20 protein-coding genes and 1 riboswitch are annotated in these 20,834 nt (G+C 52.2%); of the genes, 1 reads left to right on the top strand and 19 read right to left on the bottom strand.

Features of this window, described 5'->3' with window-relative positions:
- Positions 1–100: 100 nt before the first annotated feature.
- The 15 genes from EDM58_RS01935 to gpr form a co-directional block, all read right to left on the bottom strand.
- Entirely contained in the window at positions 101–1,102 is a 1,002-nt protein-coding gene (locus EDM58_RS01935) for a hypothetical protein (RefSeq protein ID WP_246000483.1), read from the bottom strand.
- Entirely contained in the window at positions 1,066–1,614 is a 549-nt protein-coding gene (locus tag EDM58_RS01930) for a sigma-70 family RNA polymerase sigma factor (protein ID WP_122911820.1), read from the bottom strand. The genes EDM58_RS01935 and EDM58_RS01930 overlap by 37 nt, the downstream gene beginning before the upstream one ends.
- Positions 1,615–1,693: 79 nt before the next feature.
- The gene (locus EDM58_RS01925; protein ID WP_122911819.1) at positions 1,694–2,506 is read right to left on the bottom strand and encodes an ABC transporter ATP-binding protein; all 813 of its coding nucleotides are present in this window, start codon (positions 2,504–2,506) and stop codon (positions 1,694–1,696) included.
- A complete protein-coding gene (locus EDM58_RS01920) occupies positions 2,503–3,534 on the bottom strand; it encodes a FecCD family ABC transporter permease (RefSeq protein ID WP_183187391.1) in 1,032 nt (343 codons plus the stop codon). Before EDM58_RS01920 ends, EDM58_RS01925 begins: the two co-directional genes overlap by 4 nt.
- A gap of 75 nt (positions 3,535–3,609) precedes the next feature.
- Positions 3,610–4,620, bottom strand: a complete 1,011-nt coding sequence (locus EDM58_RS01915; RefSeq protein ID WP_122911817.1) for an ABC transporter substrate-binding protein — start codon at positions 4,618–4,620, stop codon at positions 3,610–3,612.
- Positions 4,621–4,689: 69 nt separating this feature from the next.
- A complete protein-coding gene (locus tag EDM58_RS25595; protein WP_183187379.1) occupies positions 4,690–4,827 on the bottom strand; it encodes a hypothetical protein in 138 nt (45 codons plus the stop codon).
- Positions 4,786–4,993: riboswitch (cobalamin riboswitch) on the bottom strand. Its footprint overlaps the gene before it by 42 nt.
- A gap of 18 nt (positions 4,994–5,011) precedes the next feature.
- Entirely contained in the window at positions 5,012–6,103 is a 1,092-nt protein-coding gene (locus EDM58_RS01910) for a M24 family metallopeptidase (protein WP_183187390.1), read from the bottom strand.
- Positions 6,104–6,218: 115 nt separating this feature from the next.
- Entirely contained in the window at positions 6,219–7,112 is an 894-nt protein-coding gene (locus EDM58_RS01905; protein WP_122911815.1) for an ABC transporter permease, read from the bottom strand.
- Between the two features lie 15 nt (positions 7,113–7,127).
- Entirely contained in the window at positions 7,128–8,138 is a 1,011-nt protein-coding gene (locus tag EDM58_RS01900) for an ABC transporter permease (RefSeq protein ID WP_122911814.1), read from the bottom strand.
- A 133-nt stretch (positions 8,139–8,271) separates the two neighbouring features.
- Positions 8,272–9,933 carry an ABC transporter substrate-binding protein gene (locus EDM58_RS01895; RefSeq protein ID WP_122911976.1) on the bottom strand — a complete coding sequence of 554 codons (1,662 nt, stop codon included), beginning with the start codon at positions 9,931–9,933 and terminating at the stop codon, positions 8,272–8,274.
- A 123-nt stretch (positions 9,934–10,056) separates the two neighbouring features.
- The gene (locus EDM58_RS01890) at positions 10,057–11,031 is read right to left on the bottom strand and encodes an ABC transporter ATP-binding protein (protein WP_122911813.1); all 975 of its coding nucleotides are present in this window, start codon (positions 11,029–11,031) and stop codon (positions 10,057–10,059) included.
- A gap of 18 nt (positions 11,032–11,049) precedes the next feature.
- Positions 11,050–12,018, bottom strand: coding sequence for an ABC transporter ATP-binding protein (locus EDM58_RS01885; RefSeq protein ID WP_122911812.1), 969 nt, complete (start codon positions 12,016–12,018; stop codon positions 11,050–11,052).
- A gap of 279 nt (positions 12,019–12,297) precedes the next feature.
- A complete protein-coding gene (locus tag EDM58_RS01880; protein WP_122911811.1) occupies positions 12,298–12,606 on the bottom strand; it encodes a DUF3679 domain-containing protein in 309 nt (102 codons plus the stop codon).
- Between the two features lie 8 nt (positions 12,607–12,614).
- Entirely contained in the window at positions 12,615–13,808 is a 1,194-nt protein-coding gene (spoIIP, locus tag EDM58_RS01875; protein ID WP_122911810.1) for a stage II sporulation protein P, read from the bottom strand.
- 148 nt (positions 13,809–13,956) lie between these two features.
- Positions 13,957–15,057 carry a GPR endopeptidase gene (gpr, locus tag EDM58_RS01870; protein ID WP_122911809.1) on the bottom strand — a complete coding sequence of 367 codons (1,101 nt, stop codon included), beginning with the start codon at positions 15,055–15,057 and terminating at the stop codon, positions 13,957–13,959.
- 158 nt (positions 15,058–15,215) lie between these two features.
- On the opposite strand from gpr, the gene rpsT reads away from it, so the two are divergent.
- A complete protein-coding gene (rpsT, locus tag EDM58_RS01865) occupies positions 15,216–15,491 on the top strand; it encodes a 30S ribosomal protein S20 (protein ID WP_023554815.1) in 276 nt (91 codons plus the stop codon).
- A gap of 48 nt (positions 15,492–15,539) precedes the next feature.
- Here the strand turns inward: rpsT and holA are convergent, their stop codons facing one another.
- The 4 genes from holA to EDM58_RS01845 all read right to left on the bottom strand — a co-directional run bounded on the left by holA (position 15,540) and on the right by EDM58_RS01845 (position 20,765).
- Positions 15,540–16,589 carry a DNA polymerase III subunit delta gene (holA, locus tag EDM58_RS01860; protein ID WP_122911808.1) on the bottom strand — a complete coding sequence of 350 codons (1,050 nt, stop codon included), beginning with the start codon at positions 16,587–16,589 and terminating at the stop codon, positions 15,540–15,542.
- 253 nt (positions 16,590–16,842) lie between these two features.
- Entirely contained in the window at positions 16,843–17,784 is a 942-nt protein-coding gene (locus EDM58_RS01855) for an anti-sigma factor family protein (protein ID WP_183187377.1), read from the bottom strand.
- Positions 17,784–18,329 (bottom strand): RNA polymerase sigma factor, encoded by a 546-nt coding sequence (locus EDM58_RS01850; protein WP_023554818.1) that lies wholly within the window; start codon positions 18,327–18,329, stop codon positions 17,784–17,786. Before EDM58_RS01850 ends, EDM58_RS01855 begins: the two co-directional genes overlap by 1 nt.
- A 54-nt stretch (positions 18,330–18,383) precedes the next feature.
- Entirely contained in the window at positions 18,384–20,765 is a 2,382-nt protein-coding gene (locus EDM58_RS01845; protein ID WP_246000482.1) for a DNA internalization-related competence protein ComEC/Rec2, read from the bottom strand.
- Positions 20,766–20,834 lie beyond the last annotated feature (69 nt).

Here is a 20,834-nt window from a genome sequence, read left to right as displayed (position 1 = left end):
GGGCGGGAGCCGTGTGGTCGCACGGCTCCCGCAACAAGTTTTATTATAACTTTTCCCAATTCCACATTCAAGAGATGTTCCGGCACAACATCACGAAATGTCAGGATGGCTGCTCACTTCGCTGCCAGATCATGTCCAAGACATCAGGCGGGAAAATTTCCGCAAGGCTGCTCTGATACCGATTTCCATCCTCTGGCATCTGGAAACCAACCACGCGATAATCATTGCCCATATACATCACGTCAAACGCCATCGCCGCACTGATTCCTGATGAGTTGTTTTCACTCAGGACCCTGATCCAGGCATAGGCCCTTCGTTTCTCGGCAGTAGGGGCATCGACACGAAGCAATTCGATGGTTATCTGGCGGTTTTTGCCCAGCCACCCCAGCTTCTCTTCTTCCGTCTCCAAAAACTTGCGGACCAGCGGTTCTACCAGGCTTTGGTTGCTCGGAGAGATCCCAGACTTCACTGCAATAAATACATGCCCGAAATATTTCCCGGATGACCGTACCTCCAGCTTCCAGATCCCCGGAGTGGGCAAGACAAGTCCTGAAGGAAAATGACCCTTCGAATCATACATTCCCCCGCCCACCTCAAAGGTACCCAGTTCGACCTGCTGCCCCTCCGTGTTATGAGCGACAAGTTCCACCTGATTGGAAAAGTCCCCGTCCAGCAGCCACATGAATTTTTGCTGCTGGCCTGCGTAGATGTTGTTTTCGTCCGTGATTAACCGAACAGGTTTTTCGCCCAGGTAGGAGAACGTCAGGTTATCAACGGTTCCTTCGACGACGGGGGAAGGTTTCCAAAGCTCCGGGCTTTGCGGAACTCCCCCTGGTAACAATGTAGGCGGTTTTTCCACAGGATTCGTCCCACTCTGCCCCCATTCGATCTGTTGTGGCCACACCTGCCAAAGCGTGATGAAGAGCAAAAGTCCCGCCAGCGCCACTGAGCCAGATCGCATAAAAGACATCCTGGGATTCCGCTTTTGAATTCGCTCACGTACTTTATTTTCCAATTCAGCAGTAAAATGCACATCCCGCAGCATCCCTTGATCGGCCCGCTCCTTCAACTGTTCCAGCCATTTGTCTTCGACCATTCCCATGCATCCTCCTCTCCCAACCGTTGTTTCAGGTGCTGTCTTGCGCGATGCAAGCGAGTCCGCACTGCTCCTTCCTTGATCCCGAGCACCTCCGCCATCTCCGCCATCGACAAATCGGCATAATAATGAAGGGCGATGACTTGGCGGTGCGCAGGCGGCAGAGCCAGCACTGCCTGTACCAATTGATCGCGCTCCGCCTGCTCCATGACGAGGCGTTCGGCGGATACATCGCTTTCGTCGCGAATCCAGGATTGGGGAAGGATATGCCGTACAGACCAAGAACGCAAGTACCCTTTGCACTCATTCACGGCGATCCGGTACAGCCAGGTATGCAAGCTGCTTTCGTGGCGAAAGCGAGGGAGATTTCGATACACTTTGACGAAAACATCCTGTGTGAGGTCTTCAGCCAAACTGCGATCCTTGACCAGAAAAGTGACAAGGCGGAGCACTCGTGTCCCGTAATCACGCATGATTTGTTCAAATGCAGCTTCCTGTGTCGGCTGCAATTTTTCCACGGCACGATCCTCCTTCCCTTACAGTATTACTGGTTAGATGCGCACGAATGACTTTTGTTACAGGATGTGGCCAAATTTTTCATGACCCGACAGCCCCTTTCTGGATAACGGCAGGAGGCAAGCTCAGTTCCGAAAAGTAGACGATATGCTTTTTCCCCGTTCTGGGATGAGTGTTCACTTCCGCCTCAACACCGAAAACATCGCGAATCAATGCCGTCGACAAAACCTCTTCGGTCCGTCCCGACGCCACGATTTTCCCGTGCTTCATGACGTATAAGCGGTCGCAGTACATCGCGGCAATATTGAGATCATGCAAGGCTGCCAGCACGGTCATGCCCAGCCTTTTCACCAGGTCCATGATCTGCAATTGGTAGCGCACATCGAGGTGGTTGGTCGGCTCGTCCAATACGAGGAATTTCGCCTGCTGCGCCAAGGCCCGAGCGATCATGACCCGCTGCTTCTCGCCTCCAGACAAGGTAAAAAAGCTGCGCTGCTCCTGATCTCCCATCCCTACCTGCGCCAATGCTTCGGCACAAATCCGCTCATCCTCAGGCGTATCGGTCTGCAGCAGCTTCTTGTGCGGCGCGCGTCCCATAAAGACCATCTCGCGTACGGTAAAGTCAAACTCCACAGACGATTCTTGCCGAACGACAGCCATGCGCTTGGCGCTCTCCGCCGCAGAAAGCCGATAGACGTCTTCCCCATCCAACGTAATGAGACCGGCTTCAGGCTTCAGGACGCGGTAAATGCTCTTCAACAAGCTGGACTTGCCGCTGCCATTGGGCCCGATCAACCCGACGGTCTCCCCGTCCAGCACGTCCAGTCCGACGTCTCGCAGCAATGTTTTCTTTTTATCTACTGTAACGGAGATGTTTTCAGCATGTATTTTCATTTGCCACTACCTCCAAAGGAATAGGAACTGCGCATCATCAGCCAGAGAAAAAACGGTCCGCCGCATAGGGCCGTGATGATCCCGATCGGCAGCTCTTCCGGAGCGAATGCAAGCCTGGCAATGACATCAGCCCACACGAGAAAAATGGCTCCCAGCAACGCGCTGACGGGCAGCACCCGACGATGATCCGATCCAACCAGGGCGCGGACGATATGCGGCATCATCAACCCGACAAAACCAATCGCCCCGCTGATGGCGACGATCACCCCGGTCAGCAGGGCGGTTACCAAAAACAACAACCTGCGAAAACGGGTGATATGAACACCCAAGGTACGGGCGGACTCTTCCCCAAGCAGCATGGCATTAAGCGAACGATAGTGGGCGGTCAATATCAGCATGACAAGCAATACCACAACCGAAGGGATTGCCAGATAGTCCCATTTGGCGCCTGCCAGACTGCCGCTCATCCAGAACAAAACCGAGCGAATCCCGTGTTCGTTGGGAGCAGAAAAGATAATCAGGCTGGTTACAGCTGACAGAACTGCCGAGATGGCGATTCCTGCCATCAGCAAGCGCACCGTGGAATTCTGGCCTCCGATCCGCGATAAGACGAAGATCAACACGACAGAAATCAACGAACCCACAAAAGCTCCAGCTGACAAAGCGAACTGTCCGAACAGACTGAATGCGCCAAACAGGATAACCAGCGTAGCTCCTACGGAGGCACCAGAAGAAACCCCCAGGATATACGGATCCGCCAACGAGTTGCGAACCAAGGCTTGGATCGCCACCCCGACCACCGATAATCCTGCACCGACTATCACTCCCAGCAAGACACGAGGAAAGCGGATATCCCAGATGATCGTATGCTCTGCTTTTGTCCAGTCTGTCTCAATACTCTCACCCAGGAAAGGAGTATGCCATAACGCCATTTTCCAAACCTTTGCAGTTTCGATCGGAACTGAACCCATTGTGATGGCTAGCGTGATGGAGACGACCAGAACCATCACCAGCACCATGAGCAGCATTGTCAAATTTATGCGTCGCAGCTTACTTCCCTCCTCACAAGGAGCCCGACCAGTACCGGAATCCTAAGTATCAAGTTAGTTTGCAAATCTTTCAGGGTACATGCCCTGCGCAAGAATTTTCAGTGCGATAGGCGCACGCACACCCTCTGATGCAGCAGACAACGGCAATACGATCAGCTTTTGATTCTTGATCGCCGGCAAATCAGCCAGCTCCGGCTTATGCAAGAGCATGTCTCGCTTTTGGTCTACAGTCTTGTCGCCATAGTCGACGATGACAATCACTTCCGGATTTCGATTTACGACCTCTTCCCAGCTTACTGTGGTCCACCCTTTGTCCACATCAGCAAAGATATTTGTACCGCCTGCCTGGGTGATGAGCGAGGTCATGTAGTTGTTTGCGGCTGTCAGGGGTTGATCTTCCCCACTGTCATACACGAAGACTGTGATCGGTTGGTCGATTTGTCCCAGCTTGTCCGTTATTTCCTTCATCTCCTGTTTCATGCTGGAAATCAGCGCCTGGGCCCGGTCCTCGATCCGAAAGATTTTGCCGATATTCCGTATATCTGCGAATACATCCTCCGTCGTCGGACCGTTCATGTTAGAGGACATATGCAAGTAGGACTGGATTCCGGCTTGCTCCAGCTCTTCCATCGATCCTACCCCTTTATCGCCAAAGCCGCTCTTCCACCCGGAGTAGACAAAATCAGGGTCTGCGGCTGCCAGCACCTCTTTGCTGGGGTACGTGTCTGACAAGACCGGAATTTTGTCATAGGCTTCCTTGTATGCTGGCAAAATCGCATCGTCTAGATAAGCCGTCCCTACCATCTTGTCTTCCAACCCGAGAGCGAGCATCACTTCGGTCACATGCTGGTTGAGGGTAACGGCTCGCTCAGGCGCCTTCGTAAAGCGAATTTCTCTTCCGTTGTTTTGAATGACGACCGACTGCTCGGATTCTTGACTCGAAGATGACTGTGAGGCTGTACCTTGTGTGTTCTGGCTGGCTCCGCACGCGGAGAGCAGCATGGCTATTGCACAAACGCCGGAAATGCCCATTTTATTCCAAAATGATTTCTGCTTACGATTCATGTGGCTTCCCCTCTCTCTTTTCATCACAATAAAAAAGCATCTCCCATCTGGCTCGGGGAGATGCTTGTCTTACGTGGACGGGGACATGCCAAGACACAGGCGTTTGACTAACGCCTTGCTTTTCGCTGCCGCTGTACTCCACATCATCCCCATCCTCGTGGGCCGATCATGCATGGCTTCATGGCAGGTCTCCTGGCTCCGATTCATCGCGCTTTGTCACCTTCCCATTCCCTTTTGTGTGGGCACAGTGGCAGATCTGACATCGCACTCCTCGTTACAGTGGCGGGACCGCGCCGGTTTTGCACCGGACTTCCCTTTTAAGCTGATTGCTCCATTCCAGCAACAATCTAGCACCATGAAACATCATTATTCACTTGGTTGGACGCCGGATTTAGCCGATTACCGTCCACTCTTTCGGGAATCTCGTCAACACTTCTACGCCTGTTTCCGTCACCAGGACATTGTCTTCGATACGGACGCCTCCGAGACCAGGCAGATAGATCCCCGGCTCGATGGTAAAGACCATTCCAGGACGCAAGACTTCCTGGTTCTCCCCGTGTACCGACGGGTATTCATGCACATCCATGCCAAGTCCGTGACCGAGACGATGCATGAAATATTCCCCGTAGCCTTTGGCACTGATGACATCACGCGCGGTTTTGTCCAGATGGGCAAAGGTAACACCAGGCTTAATCGCTGCGATTGCCGCTTCATTGGCAGCCAATACGATCTCGTAGATCTCGCGAAGCTTTCCGTCTACTTCTCCCACGGCAAAAGTCCGTGTAATATCGGAGACGTAACCATCGGCTTCTACTCCTAAGTCAAAGAGCAGCAGCTCTCCTTGCTTAACAGCTCGACTGCCCGGATTTCCGTGCGGCAGCGCCGATTTCTCGCCAGCGAGTACCATTGTGCTGAACGAAGGGCCTTCCGCACCCAAGCGCTTCATCTGATATTCGAGCTCTGCGACGATTTCCATCTCGGTTACGCCCGGCTTTACCTTTTTCAGGCTCTCCCGCAGAGCATCTTCTACCAGTTGGATCGCATGCTTCATGCGGGCAACCTCATCCTGGGACTTGATCAGCCGCATTTCACGAAGCGGCTCTTCTACGTCGACGAAGCGTGCAGCCGTCACGAATGCGCTCATCGCCTCAAAACGCTCCACAGTCATGTGGCTTTTCTCGATCCCCAATGCCTGAAGGCCGGTCGGAAGGGTATCTTTGAGGACTACATATGGATTTTGAACATCAGTATGTGTATAAATGCGTTGGATGTCGGATGCGGCTGCGGCTGCCTCACGATCCAGAGCAGGGACGATCAGAGAGGGTTCCCCCTGCGCCGGAATCACCAGTCCCAGAAACCGTTCATGCGGATCTGTGAAAAAGCCGGTCAGGTAATAGACATGCTTCGGAGATGTAATCAATACTGCATCCAGCTTTTGTTCTTGCATAAAACGATGAAGCTTTTCGATGCGTGCTGCAAACAATGTCGTCACCTTGCTTTCATCAATATTCTATTGCGAGGATACCATTTCCTTGGCAAAAAAAGAAGCGTTTCAGCGAAAAAGGAAGCTGAGTGAGCTTCCTTCGGTTTGTTGGCAGTTAATTTTTCATCCTCGGGTCGAGCGCATCCCGCAGCCCGTCTCCAATCAGGTTGAATCCAAGAACGGTTAGCATGATGGACAAACCCGGGAAGATGACCGTCCACGGAGCCTTCTGGATGTACTGGCGCGAATCGGAGAGCATTTTGCCCCACTCCGGTTCGGGTGCTTGTGCCCCCAAGCCGAGAAAGCCCAAGGCTGCTGCTTCAATAATGGCTGTCGCGATGCCAAGCGTTCCCGTCACGATGATGGGAGCCATGCTGTTCGGCAAGATATGCTGAAGGAGAATGCGGCTGTCCTTCATGCCAATCGCGCGAGCCGCCATGACAAATTCTTCTTCCTTGAGACTGAGGACACGCGAGCGAACCAATCGGCCAAAGGTCGGGATATTCACGATCGCGATGGCCAGCAGGGCATTTTGCAGCGAGGGGCCCAAAATGGCAACGATCGCAATCGCCAGGAGAATGCTGGGAAAAGCGAGCATAATATCGAAGAGCCGCGAAATCAGGGTGTCTACCCAGCGGCCATAATAGCCGGACAACAGCCCCAGGATCGTTCCCGCCACAACTGAGCCGATCACTGCAAACGTCCCTACCCATAGGGAGATGCGCGCACCGTAAATGACGCGGCTCAGAACATCACGTCCATTGTAGTCCGTCCCTAACAAGTGCTGTTCCGATGGAGGCTGGTTTTTCATTTTCAGGTCCCCCACGTCGTACGGGTAAGGGGCGATCCATGGAGCGAGTAAAGCGACGATCACAAAAAAGCCAATGATTCCCATCCCCACCAGCGCGAGCTTGTTCTTGCGCAGTGTTCTCCACGCTTCCCGCCAAGGAGAGATGACCTGTTCGTCTGCCTGCTTTACCGGATACGTCTGCACATTTACTTCTGCCATATCTGACGAACCTCCTTAGCGGTATTTGATCCGTGGATCGATGTAGGCGTACAGCAGGTCGACCAGCAAGTTGATCAGGACGAAGATGGTCGCGATCACGAGAATCCCCGATTGGATGACCGGGTAATCGCGATTGCCGATCGCCGTGTAAATATACCTTCCCACACCCGGCCATCCGAAGATTGTCTCCGTCAAGACCGCGCCACCGAGCAAAAGACCCGTTTGCAAACCGATTACGGTAAGTACAGGAATCATCGCATTTTTCAAAGCATGCTTGTACACTACGCCGAATTGAGCCATCCCTTTTGCTCTAGCCGTGCGTACATAATCGGCACGCATGACTTCCAGCATGCTGGAGCGAGTGATGCGTGCAATAATAGCCATCGGGATGGTACCAAGAGCGATTCCGGGGAGAATCAAGTGCTCCACTACATCCCGGAATTGGTCCCACCGTCCTGCCAATATGGTATCTACTATATAAAAGTGCGTAATCGCCTGTACCGGATCACGCGGATTGTCACGACCAACTGATGGCAGCCATTTCAACTCTTGCGCAAAAAACCATTGCTCCATCAGACCCAGCCAAAAAATCGGCATGGAGACGCCAATTAATGCAATCAGCATAGCGGTGTAATCGAACCATGAATTTTGCTTCCACGCAGAGATAATGCCAGCGTTTACACCAATAAAGACAGCAAAACACATGCTGAAAATCGTCAGTTCTGTCGTAGCCGCCAAATAAGGACCAATTTCTTTTGCAATGCTAGCTCCCGTGTGGAGCGATACGCCAAGATCACCTGTAATGATTTGCTTCAAATAATCAAAATACTGTATGTACCAAGGATTGTTTAAGCCAAGCACTTCTCGCAAGTCAGCAATTGCTTTGGCACTTGCTTTCTCACCCAGAATGGTTAATGCCGGATCGCCCGGTATAGCCCGAATTATTGAAAAAACGACGATGGACATGCCCAGTAGGACGGGAATGAGCATTAGAATTCTTCGGATGCTGTAGGATAGCAATGCCATCTCCTCGCTTTCCTGATTTGAAAACCTGGCTCCGTCAAAACTTCATGGCGGGGCAGTGGTTGCACGAAGAAAAAAGGGTAAGAAGAAGGGGCTCCTCTTACCCTTTGCAATCGTTTGATCCTTGTGGAGAGGATTATTTGATATCTACTTTCTCCAAACTTTCAGAGCCTTTTGGATGCGGTTTGTAGTCGACAACATTGGCACTTGCAGCCAGCGCAGGTGTGGAGTGCGCCAGCGGAACCATTGGCACTTCCTTGAAAATAATCTCCTGCACTTGCTTGTAAAGCTGCTCGCGCTCTGCCTGCGTATTCGCCTGCTTGGCTTTCATCATGAGCTGGGAAGCCTCATCGTTTGCCCAGCGAGTATTGTTGTTTCCATCGATATTATTCTTATCCAAGAGTGTGGCGAGGAAGTTGTCAGGGTCTCCATTGTCCCCGGTCCAACCGAGCATGAACATGGTTTGCTCACCAATTCTCGTTTTCTCCAGATAAGTCGCCCATTCCATTGTCACAATTTCCGTTTCAATTCCGATTTGCTTGAGGTCCTGTTGAATGGCTTCGGCAATTTTCACACCATCCGGCATGTAAGGCCGCGGTACTGGCATCGCCCAGAACTGCGTTTTAAAGCCATTGGGGAAACCGGCTTCAGCCAACAGCTGCTTGGCTTTTTCCAGATTATACTCGCGGTCCTTGATGCTGTCGTTGTGTCCCCAGAGAGTCGGCGGCATTGGATTGACGGCAGGTTGGCCCAATCCTGCAAAGAAGGCTTCCACGATAGCAGGCTTGTTGATCGCATAGGCAATGGCCTCGCGCACCTTCGGATTGTCAAACGGCTGTTTCTCCACGTTGAATCCGATATAGCCGACGTTGTTCGACGGACGAAGGATGAGCTGCAGTTCACTGTTCGATTTCACCGTTTCCGCATCATCGGGGTTCAGGCCGTCCATCAGGTCGATCTCGCCGTTGATCAGCGCTGTCAAGCGTGCCGTGTTTTCAGGAATGGATTTGAACACGAGGGTGTCCACTTTCGGGTATCCCTTGTTCCAATAGTCTGGATTCTTTTCAAGCGTGATGGTATCGTTGCGCTTCCACTCTTTAAACTTGAATGGACCCGTACCCACCGGTTTTTCGGTAAAGCCTTCTGCTCCTGCTGCTTGAACCGCTGCTGGAGATGCGATTGCAAAAGGAGACATTCCCAGGTTCTGGATAAACGGAGCCAATGGATAATTCAAGGTAAACTTGACTGTATTCGGATCTACCGCCTCTACGGATTTGATGACGTGATTGGGATCGCCTTTGTAGCCGCCAAACATGTCATTGTAATAGTAGTAACCGTCCTGGTTGTGGAAAGGATTGCTCTTATCCATCCAGCGTTCAAAGTTCCATTTGACTGCCTCGGCATTGAAATCGGTGCCATCGTGGAACTTGACGCCCTGGCGCAGAGTGAAGGTATACGTAAGGCCATCTTCTGAAATCTCCCATTTCTCAGCCAAGGAAGGAACTACTTTTGTGCTTTCCTCTTCGTAGCCTACTAAGGTGTCGAAAATATTTTCGGTAACCCTGAACGATTCACCGTCTGTCTCTCTGATCGGATCGAGTCCAGGAGAGTCTCCCCCGCGGCCCACGATTAGTTGTTTCGGTTCGTTTTTGGCGGGCTCCGGCGCTGGCGTTGGCGCTGGCTGCTCCGTCTTGGCAGGCTCAGTCGGCGGAGCTTGCGTGGTTTGAGAGCAGCCCGCAAGCAGCATCGAAATCGCCAGCAAGCTGGTCATGGTCGCCGAAAGAATTCGTTTCTTCATGACTTGAATCCCCCTCTTTTCCTTGTTTACCGCTTGCACATAAAGGTTCTGGATCTTATCGACTCTGCTTCGCATCCCCCCTTTGAAAGGTTGCGGGATAGTTGATTGTGCTTCTGTCGATGTTTACGCCTGGCTGTATAAATGGCAGGCCACGAAATGACCTAGCTCGACCTCCTGAAACTGGGGACGAACGGTTTTGCATTCTTCTTTTGCCTTGGGACAACGCGTGTGGAAGGTGCAGCCGCCGGGAGGATTGGCTGGACTTGGCACATCTCCTTCCAATATGATGCGCTCCCGCACGACGTCCGGATCTGGCGTGGGTACTGCAGACAACAATGCCTGGGTATAAGGGTGCAGCGGGTTGGTGTACAGCTGATTGCTCGTGGTCAGTTCGACGATCCGTCCGAGGTACATGACTCCTACTCGGTCACTGATATGGCGAACCACACTCAAGTCATGGGCAATGAAGAGGTACGTCAACCCCATTTCCTTCTGCAGGTCCTGCATGAGATTGAGCACTTGAGACTGGATGGAGACATCAAGCGCCGAGACCGGCTCGTCTGCAACGATCAATTTCGGGTTCAGCATTAACGCCCGGGCGATGCCGATCCGCTGACGCTGGCCGCCGCTGAATTGATGCGGATACCGTCTGGCGTGATAACTGCTGAGACCGACGACCTCCAGCATCTTGGCCACCCTTTTTTTCCGTTCAGCCGGGGTACCGATTTTATGTACGATCAACGGTTCTTCCAGAATCTTCTCAACATTGTGACGAGGATTGAGCGATGCGAACGGATCCTGGAAAACGATCTGCATGTCACGCCTTATTTTGCGCAGGTCTTCATGCTTCAACTTCATGACATCGACGCCATCAAAGCGAATTTCTCCTGAAGTCGGCTCGATCAAGCGGAGCAAGGAACGGCCCGTCGTCGATTTGCCGCAGCCGCTCTCCCCTACCAAACCGAGCGTCTCCCCGCGTTTGACGGAAAACGAAATATCGTCCACTGCCTTGACCGTTCCAATTTCCCCACCAAGAACACCGCCTGTGATGGGATAGTATTTTTTCAGATTGGAAACTACCAGAAGTTCTTCAGTCACCTGCATGCTCCTTTCGGGTTAGATGCTCAGCCAGCAACGGGAGCGATGGTTCTCTTCCACAGGAATCAGCTCCGGCATTTCTTGACGGCAGCGGTCCATCGCCTGTTCGCAGCGCGGCGCAAAACGGCAGCCGGCAGTCAGCGAGCCAGGAATCGGCACATTGCCCGGAATGGAGTACAGCCGTTCCTGGGATTCTTCCAGCTTCGGCAGCGAATTCAGCAGACCAATCGTGTAGGGGTGCTTGGGATTCTTTAAAATGGTCCGCACGTCGCCTTCCTCTATCACATTGCCTGCATACATGACCACGACGCGGTGGCACATTTGCGCAACGACTCCGAGATCATGCGTAATCAATAAAACAGCGGTATCGGCTTCCTGGTTCAGCTGTCGCATCAAATCGAGGATCTGCGCTTGTATGGTCACATCCAAGGCGGTCGTAGGCTCGTCCGCGATCAGCAATTCTGGATTGCAGGCCATCGCCATGGCAATCATCACGCGCTGACGCATCCCGCCTGACAACTGATGAGGGTATTCGTCCACGATGGCTTCGGCGCGGGGGATTCCTACCTTTTTCAACATTTCTATTGATTTTTGCCGCGCTTCTTTTTTGCTAGTTTTCGTATGTAAGCGGATTGCTTCACCGATCTGATCGCCGATGGTGAATACGGGATTGAGCGAGGTCATTGGCTCCTGGAAAATCATTGCGATTTCATTGCCTCGAATCTCGCGCATCCGTTTTTCACTGGCCAAGACGAGGTCTTCTCCTTTAAAACGAATCGCTCCCCCCACGATCTTTCCGGGAGGATTCGGAACCAGTTTCATGATGGATAAGGAGGTTACACTTTTCCCGCAACCCGACTCGCCTACGATGCCCACTACTTCACCTTTATGTACCGTGATCGAAACACCATCTACTGCGGGAACCTGACCACGGTCCGTGAAGAAGTGCGTTTGCAGGTTTTCGATCTGAAGCACTGGCTGTGACACTCGGCGCACCTCTTTCATCGTTATATTGTTGTCAATCACAAATATTTACTGACATTATGCCATCTGTTCTATATTTTGGCAATAATTAAATTTCTCATTAATATTTTTTTTATAAATTTTCCGTTAATTTGCATGTGGACGCTTTTCGTGGACGTGTTCCCTGCTGTTGATCGATCAGGAAAGGTTTTCCACGATATTCCAAATGGAAAAGACCTGCCGCAGCAGGCCTTTCGTCTCTATGCCATTCTCCCTAACAACCATTTTAGCGGTAAACCAGTTTTATGGTTCAAAGAAGGCTCCTACCCACTCTACAAACACCTTCGCTCCGTTTTTGACAGACCCTCCCAACGTCACGCCCATGTTGCTGACGTAATTGACCATTTGATCGGGAGAAGCGGTCTGAACATTTTTCCCCATTACGGCAATCTCCATTTGCCCTTTGTCTACTTGTTTAATATAGAAGGTTTGCGGTTGCTGCTGCGGTACACCGCTTACTTTGGCGATTCCTCTCTCTGCTGTTTGCAAGCCCAGCACTACGCCAATCAACAGAATTACCAGCATTCCGGCCAGTTTGAATGTCACATTCATGTCTCCAGTCACCTCTTCGCAGGCTCTTCAGCCACCGGATTGGCCACTTTCTCCGCCTTGAAGAAATAGGCTGCGAATACATCCGCCAACGCTTCGGCCGTATTCAAGCACTCCTCCAAGGTGTTTTCGGTGCCGCCTATTTCCATTAACAGGCTACCCGGAGAGATAGACTGGTTATACTCGCCGTGATCTGATTTATCGCCTTTTTCCATGACGCCGCGTGAGAGCTCCGGATACATTTCTTCCAACAGCTTGTGAAGCTCCGTCGCAAACGCTTCGTTCTTCTGATGATTCTTGTTGCGCTTTCCAATGACGAACAGCACGCGCGCGTACTTTTTGCCTTTGATCGTGGCCGTCGTTTGTTCCCGGGGGGCTGTATCCCGATGCAGGTCGAAAAAGTATTTCAGTTCCCGATTCTCCTGGGCGGCTGCCTTCACTACCTGGAGGGACTGGGCGTAGGAAAGGGCGTAATTCATTTTCTTGTCCAGCAGTTGCTGGTAGATGTCATCGGTGTTTACCTCTGATCCTACGCCGCGCTCGTTCAACGCATCGGAGAGGTGTTTGCTAACCAGGGTTATATTGCGGGTCGGATGATCCAGGGAAGACCCGACGTACTTCGTCTCGCTGACCCACGATTCCCTGTTGTGGGAGGTGTAGACAAATACGACTTTCTTGTCGGAAGGATTGGGAATCGTCCCCGGCTTATTTTTTGGTTCTTCTGGTTTGACCTCAGGTTGGGCGGTTTCGGTGTCAGGTTCGTCAACCTTTGATTGCGGTGGATCGGATGCCTGGGCATCGATCACCTGCTTGGGATGAGGAGGATATTCCACGTACAAGTCGGCTAATCTTGCGCCTTTTCCTTCTACGATATAACGCGCATCATCCATGGTCATCATCCCGGGCAGCTCTCTTCCAAGCAAGCTGCGCAGATCGCCGGGATGGATGCTCGTAGCCAGTTGAAACAGGAAGCCCGTCACACTGTTGGGCGCTTGATCTCCTTGCACGGTTTCGTTCAATGTCGGGATTTCACGTCCCATCCACGTCAACAAGGCAAGGCTGGAGATCTGCGAAGCGGCCTGTTGAACCGTAGTAGAGGCAATCATGAGCCGATTGTTGCTAAAGGACAGCACGCCTGTCAGCAAGAACAAAAAGGCGGTCATAAACGAAAGGACTACAAACTGGCGCTGTATGAGGGCAGCCATCTGTCTCACTCCTCTGGCTGTAGCTTTGACAGCGGATCGCAGCCTGCTCTCACGCTTGTCTATGCTTTAGCCTATGAGGGTCATAGAGACGATAGAACCCCTTTCTAGCTTTTCTCTCTCGCACCACTCACCCTATTCAATAGGATGCCTAGTGGGTGTAGGCGGCGCTGTTTTCCTCATCTACGGCACGGTGCAACGAGCGGTTCAACCCTGTAGCAATCACATTGGACACGCCTTCGATGAAATCATCCACTTCTTTCGGGGTGACGATCAGATCCTGTCCGAGGGGACGAAGCACCTCGTGAATCAATTGTCTTTTCTCTTCTTCCGGCAGGGAGCCTACCAGCCCCATGAAGGTCTTGCGCGATTCCATGTCAGGCAAGTCCTCCTCTGTGTATGGCTCCTTGCGCTCCGGCAATGTACTCATCGACAGCTTGTTGAAGGCGCGTTTGCTTTCCGCCATGGATTGTCCAAAATGACCGAGCAGGTAGGTGATGGCGTCGTTGACGATCGTGGAGGCAAATACGACAGTCGGGACCCCGATCGCGATCACGGGAATGCCCAATGTCTCTTGATCGATGGCCTTGCGTTTGTTGCCGACCCCCGAACCCGGATGAATGCCGGTGTCGGATATCTGGATGGTCGTGTTGACGCGATGCAGGGCACGTGAGGCGAGCGCATCCACGCAGATGACGAAGTCCGGCTTGCTCTTTTCCACAACGCCAAACACGATCTCGCTGGTCTCAATCCCGGTGATCCCCAACACCCCTGGCGAGAGGGCGCTCACGGGACGGTAACCATCCCCTACGGTCTCAGGAGCGATCGTATACAGATGTCGGGTCACCAACAGGTTCTCGACCACCATCGGACCGAGCGCATCCGGTGTGACATTCCAGTTGCCCAGCCCTACGACCAATGCCTTGTGTTCTTCGGTAATGCCCAGCTCTTTTAAAAAGCGCCCGAACTCGACAGTGAAACGCCGTGTGACTTGCTCCTCTACGCTCGTATCGTTGTTGCGCAGCTTGGGCACTTCAATGGTCAAATAGCGGCCTGGCAGCTTTCCCAGCGTTTTGCCCGCTTCTTCCGTCTGAACATGCAAACGGGTGACGAGTATGCCTGGCTCGCTGTTGTCTGCCTGCAGCCATACCCCGGGAATGTCGCTCTCATTGTGCTGCCTTGCCAGCTCGTGCGCTTCCACTGCGAGATCAGTTCGTATCGAATAGCCTGACAGATCGATATCATGTTCCATTTTCTCATCTGCCCCCTTCTCCATTTTGTTCCTGCTACTAGGTTGCTTGAATCGCTCAATTTTATTCCCAATCCTCTTCTTGCAAATGGATACTGCGCATGCTAGAATTACTTTGTTGTATGACTGTATGTCTATGGTCGTCTAAGGAGGTGACACACATGCCAAACATTAAATCCGCGATTAAGCGCACCAAAACAATTGAAAAGCGCCGCGCACACCGTGCTTCTCAAAAGTCTGATCTGCGCACTTCCCTGAAGAACTTTGAGAAAGCCGTGGCTGCTTCCGACGTAGCATTGGCGAAATCGACTCTTCTGGTGGCTGTGAAAAAGCTGGACAAGGCCGCTTCGAAAGGTCTCATTCATAAAAACGCAGCAAACCGTCAAAAATCTCGTTTGATGAAAAAGCTTAACGTTCTGAGCGCTCCTGTAGCGTAAGAGAAATGCGTAAGCAAAAACCCGCGAACATTGTGTTCACGGGTTTTTTTATGCCTGATATTGGCTGCTTCTCTGCCGCTCTTCATGGGCGCGGGTAATAAACATCTCGAGGGCGAGCAGCTTGTCCACCTGGCCAGATTTGATCCGGAAATCCTCCTCTGCCAGAATCCCCAGCAGTTTTTTCAGTGATCCTTCCGAAAAATGACGCGCTTGCTCAGTCGCCTTTTTTACCGCGTAGGGGTGAATTTTCAGCATTCCCGCCAGCTGCTGCTGGGAGTATCCACGCGGCGACCATTGACGAATGTGCAGGAGCAGGCGAAATTGGCGGGCAAACAACGCGAGCAGCTTGATTGGCTCTTCCCCCGTTTTCATGCAGTCGTACATCATCCGCAGCGCTCTGTCGATTCTGCCCATCGCGACGTGCTCGATCAGCGCAAAAACATCCTGCTCCAGCGTGCGGACAGCCAATTTTTCGATGCTTTCGTCGGTGATCACTCCGTTCGTACCGACGTACAGCGCGAGCTTTTCCAATTCCTTGTCCAGCAAGCGCAGCTCGCCACCTACTCGCTCTACCAGCTTGATTGCCTCAGAGCGCTGGATACGTGCCTGGTATGTTTCCGCTCGCCTCTCTACCCAACTGTAGAGATCAGCATCCTTTAATGGTAAAAACGGCAGAACCTTGGCTTTTTGCTGCAAGGTTTTGACCAGCTTTTTGCGCTCGTCCAGCTTATCCGCGTCTGTAATCAGAATCAATGTCGTATAAGGCGGCGGATTTTGCAGGTAGGCAAGCAGAGCATCCGGATTGCTCTCGATTTTCGCAGGCGGTTTGCTTCCCGTCAGAAAATAGGCTTGCCTGGCGATGATGAGTCGGTGCTCCCCCATAAAAGGCAAGGTTTCTGCATCCTGTAAAATATCAGCCAATGGCGTTTCCGCACAATCGTAAACGCTGAAATTCAAATCACTGAACGCCGGATCGATCATTTCGCGCCTGGCCAGAGCCACAAACTCTTCCGCGAGATAGGTTTCCGGTCCAAAAAGGACATAGACAGGCGCAAATTGCTTTTGCCGGATCTCACGAATCACAGCATGTAACGGCACGAACAACGACTCCTTTCTCTTCCGGCAATATTATACCATATTGGCATTCTACCAGATGAAAAAACCGCTGCCTCTAACGGCAGCGGTTTGGTATCGTTGGCACCTCTATGTAAACGTTGGGGGAAGAGCCCCGGGATGTATCCTCCCCAAACGGTAAGCAGGGGGTGCTTGATAATGTACTATACGCAAGATTCCCCTTGCTGGTGCCGGTCCATCTGATGAAAGCCACATTTCACCAGATGTCCTTTCTTTTTCAAGCTAAACTTGTAAGCCCGTACTGACGCGAGGATTTCTTTTTATCCTTTTCCTTATCGTCATCATCGTCGTCATCGTCATCGTCGTCATCACGGTCGTTATCTCGATCGTCGTCCTTATCTTCCCTGATCTCTTTCTGCTTCTCTTTTCCTTTTCCTTCCTCTTTCACGGAGGATTTCTTTCCTTTGTCATCATCGGATTTCTCCTCCAAGCCGAAAGGAAATGCCGGTGGTTTAGGTTCTCTCGGCACCGGCTTCGGCGGGACCATGACAGGAGCCGAGTCAACTGGTTTGGTGACCTGAGCCGGTGGCGGTTCCGGCGCTTTCGTTACCGGTTTGGACGGGGGCTGGGCTTTTTTCTGCTGCTTCGGCGGCTGTTTCGTTTCCTCCTGTACAGGCGGCTCCTCGCCCTGTTCGGGAAGAGGTGTAGGATTAGTGCTTGGTTGAGGAGCAGGCGGCCCGATAAAAGCAGGCGGTTCCACAGCCGGTGGAGCGACAATCGATCCTTGTGTTCCAGGATCTACCTGTTCATTTGCTTCCTTGCCGATGATCATTACACCTATCAGCAGACAAGCAGCCACAGCGGTGCTCCCGATGCGCGCAAACCAGACTGTCTTGTTTTTCCACTTTCTCGTTTCGGAAGGCGAAGCAGGCTTGCTTTTCACTTCCAGAGTTGGCAGGACTCCCGCATTCAGATCGGCTTTGGCAGCAGGTGTGGCCACTGCTGACTCCAGGTTCGGCAAGATCGAATCCACGATGCTGATGGAGGGGACGACTGGGGGCAGCTGCTCTAATTGAAGAGACACGCTTTTCAAACGGTTGTACTTATGCTGCAAGTCGGTATCTTTCTCGAGAAGTGCAAACAATGCTCTTTGCTCGTCAGGAGACAAATCTCCGTCGAGATCCCGCTGCATCCATTCCCATATCTCTGTGTTGGTCATCAACCGATCCCCCCTTTCTGGTAGTCGTACAACAGCTCCTGCAACTGTTGTCTGGCCCGAAATAGATAAGACTTTACCGTATTCAACGGCAATTCAAGCGTTTCCGCAATTTCCTGGTAGGAAAAATCCTCCAGATAGCGGAGTACTACCACCACTCGGTACTGCTTGGGCAGTTTCCCTATGGCTTCTTGGATGTCATGAGACAATCCGGTGAGAAGGATTTCGTCTTCTACGTTGTTTCGATCAGGTATAATCATCTCGTGCTCGTCTATCGAGACCGTCTCTTTTTTCGCGCGAAACTTATCCATACAAACATTGCTGACGATTCGCTGGACCCAGGTAGAAAACTTCGCCTTTTCCTGGTACGTATCCAACTTTCGGTAAATGCGAATCAGTACTTCCTGGGACGCATCCAAAGCGTCCTGTTCATTGCCCAAGATATAATATGCGCTGCGGTAAACGGAGGTCTCAATAGATCGAAGCAGTTGAACAAGCGCCTCATGATCCCCGGTTTGCGCTAACCTGATCAGCTCTGCTTCCGGCATATTCTCTTCTCCCCCCTACAGACGGGTCGCTGCTAAAAAAGGTTGCAACCATATTTATGTATCGGCTAATTGGGTCTTCCATGATATTCCTTTAGATGAAATCGTAAGGGTAACTGCTCCGTGTCGATCCGTACGGAAGAGATGCGTTCCATTCTTTGCAAAACGCTCCAGTACTTCCGGTGAAGGATGGCCATACCTGTTGCGTTGACCGGCGGAAACAATCGCATAGCGCGGTGCAGTCGCTGTCAGAAATGCTTCTGTGCTGGAAGTCTTGCTCCCGTGATGTGCGACTTTCAATACATCGATCACTGGTATGCCATTCTCAAGCAGCATATTCTCTCCATCCGCTTCGATATCCCCTGTAAACAAGACTGTATTGCCGTACGCCGTAAGCTGCAGTACGACAGAAGCGTTGTTGCCGGAGTAACCGGCGCTTCGTCCCGGATGAAGCCACTTCCACTCTACCCCAGGCATGTCTGTCCAACTCATGCCTGGCTCCCCGGACCAAATCGGCACACTCTGCGCCTGAAACCGGGCCAGCAGCTCCAGTTCCTTCGCTTTGGGGGTCGTCCCGTTCGTCAACACTGCTCCGAACGTAATTCTCCCCAGGAGTGCGTCCATTCCTCCAATATGATCCATGTCGCCGTGAGTCAGAACGACTCTGTCCACATGCGTGATTCCCCTCGAACGCAAAAAGGGGAGTACGACATCCTTGCCTACCTCGTAAGGATCTCGTTTTTCACGCCACGGCTCCCGGATTTCCCATGCGTTTTTTCCACCCGCATCCATTAAGTATACCTTCTTATGACCAACTTCGACAATGATAGAATCCCCCTGCCCGACATCCAGGTACGTAATTCGGACTTCATTATGCCCGGAAAACGGTTGCCTCGCTGCGATGACCAAGCCGGCCAAGACGATCAGATAGAGGATCATGTCCCGTCTGCGATGGTATCCGAGATCCCATAATTTGGGCAGCAAAAGTAAAAAGATACCATACCCGATCAGCCACCACCAATCCGGGTGCGGCCAATGCGTGTAAGGAAGCCGCATATTTTCCAAAGCGAACAAGGGGGCATGCACCCATTCCAACAGCTGCGTGGATAACCAGACAGGCACAATCGCCAACGCCGGATGCATGGTGCCGAAAAGAAGCGCGATATACCCCAGCGGCAATACGAGAGACGAAAGGAGAGGCGTCGCCAGGAGATTGACGAGCCAGGACCACGGAGAAAATTGATGAAAATGATAGACCACAAAAGGAAAAGAGACCATCTGCGCCGTCATGGTGACTGCAAGCAGGGTACGCAGCCAAACAGGCGTCTGACCACCTGCATGCAAGCAATACGGGACATATCGGATCAAGCCAAGCGTAACGGCGAAGGACAATTGAAACCCTACATTCCAAAGCTGATAGGGATCGTAGAGGAGCATGACAATCAAAGCGCCTGCCCATACCTCCCGGCCGTCCAGCCGCTTGTTCCACACCTGACAGGCGAGCGCGACTCCTCCCATTAACCCGGAGCGCACAGCCGAAGCACTCGCTCCTACCAGCATTACATAGCCGATGATAAAAAGAACCGTCGTCACCAATGCGTGCTTGCGATTGATGCCGATGCGCTCCAGCATCCACATGAACATGCTGCTGACCAGTGTCACGTGCAAGCCGGAGATCGCCAAAATATGGCTTAATCCCAGCTCCGCGTACATCTCCCCCCACTCTACAGCGACATCCTCTCTGACCCCAAGCAGGAGAGATTTCATATAGCCAGCCGTATTTGGGTCTTTGAACAATTCATCGACCCTGCTTGCTGCTTGCGCTTGCCATGACTGAAAAAAGCTCCAGATTCCGGAGCCTGTAGAGGTCCATGTGATATCCGCGTACTTCGCTTCTGCTGTTACATGCACGCGCTGATAGTAGAGGTATTGCTTGTAATCGAACGCGTGCGGGTTGCGGGCGGACTGGGGCAGTGCAAGTTGAATAGGGGCGACGAAGGTGCTCCCATGCCTCCATTCTTCCACTTGCCGGGCCTCGGCTTCCGTATCCAGCCTCACTCGCAGAGCAACTCTTTCCTTGCCGGGAATGTCAATCCATGTCCCGTCCTTCTCTTTCCATGCCGAAAGTAAGACAAACATCCTGGCTACGTCGCCATCACGTTGAACGGGTGCCTGCAAATCACCTTTCGCCCAGACAATCCTCTCGTCGGCTGCCAGAGTTTGCAGCGAAGAGCGGTGGAAAAATTCGTACCCTGTAAAATAGAGACCTGCTAGAATAGAAACAAGAAGATAGAGGGTCAGCCAGCGTCGGCTGGGCTGGGGTATGTATCGGCAGACAAACAGCCAGATGCCTGGTGCAGCGAGCATCCAGGCCGAATGAAGATACGCTGCCAGCAAATAGCCTGCAACCAGCAAAAAACCCGCACCTAAGATCGTCAAGCTGCTCCCCCCGTCCCGTGTCGAAAACTTCTTTTCAAATCGAAGTTTATCTCGGTTTCCAGGGACAAA

Origin of the sequence: Brevibacillus panacihumi (assembly GCF_003710985.1) — a bacterium.
In the GTDB taxonomy this organism is placed as follows: domain Bacteria; phylum Bacillota; class Bacilli; order Brevibacillales; family Brevibacillaceae; genus Brevibacillus; species Brevibacillus panacihumi.
Note: the sequence above shows the minus strand (reverse complement) of the source record. Positions and strands in the feature narration are given on the sequence as shown.

Excerpts from the sequence above, each read along its gene's own strand:
- EDM58_RS01915 (WP_122911817.1), bottom strand. The coding sequence starts at position 4,620 with ATGAATCGTAAGCAGAAATCATTTTGGAATAAAATGGGCATTTCCGGC.
- EDM58_RS01895 (WP_122911976.1), bottom strand. The coding sequence starts at position 9,933 with ATGAAGAAACGAATTCTTTCGGCGACCATGACCAGCTTGCTGGCGATT.
- EDM58_RS01925 (WP_122911819.1), bottom strand. The coding sequence starts at position 2,506 with ATGAAAATACATGCTGAAAACATCTCCGTTACAGTAGATAAAAAGAAA.
- EDM58_RS01935 (WP_246000483.1), bottom strand. The coding sequence starts at position 1,102 with ATGGGAATGGTCGAAGACAAATGGCTGGAACAGTTGAAGGAGCGGGCC.
- EDM58_RS01905 (WP_122911815.1), bottom strand. The coding sequence starts at position 7,112 with ATGGCAGAAGTAAATGTGCAGACGTATCCGGTAAAGCAGGCAGACGAA.
- EDM58_RS01855 (WP_183187377.1), bottom strand. The coding sequence starts at position 17,784 with ATGACCAACACAGAGATATGGGAATGGATGCAGCGGGATCTCGACGGA.
- EDM58_RS01850 (WP_023554818.1), bottom strand. The coding sequence starts at position 18,329 with ATGCCGGAAGCAGAGCTGATCAGGTTAGCGCAAACCGGGGATCATGAG.
- EDM58_RS01880 (WP_122911811.1), bottom strand. The coding sequence starts at position 12,606 with ATGAATGTGACATTCAAACTGGCCGGAATGCTGGTAATTCTGTTGATT.
- EDM58_RS25595 (WP_183187379.1), bottom strand. The coding sequence starts at position 4,827 with ATGAATCGGAGCCAGGAGACCTGCCATGAAGCCATGCATGATCGGCCC.
- EDM58_RS01900 (WP_122911814.1), bottom strand. The coding sequence starts at position 8,138 with ATGGCATTGCTATCCTACAGCATCCGAAGAATTCTAATGCTCATTCCC.
- rpsT (WP_023554815.1), top strand. The coding sequence starts at position 15,216 with ATGCCAAACATTAAATCCGCGATTAAGCGCACCAAAACAATTGAAAAG.
- spoIIP (WP_122911810.1), bottom strand. The coding sequence starts at position 13,808 with ATGGCTGCCCTCATACAGCGCCAGTTTGTAGTCCTTTCGTTTATGACC.
- EDM58_RS01920 (WP_183187391.1), bottom strand. The coding sequence starts at position 3,534 with ATGCTGCTCATGGTGCTGGTGATGGTTCTGGTCGTCTCCATCACGCTA.
- gpr (WP_122911809.1), bottom strand. The coding sequence starts at position 15,057 with ATGGAACATGATATCGATCTGTCAGGCTATTCGATACGAACTGATCTC.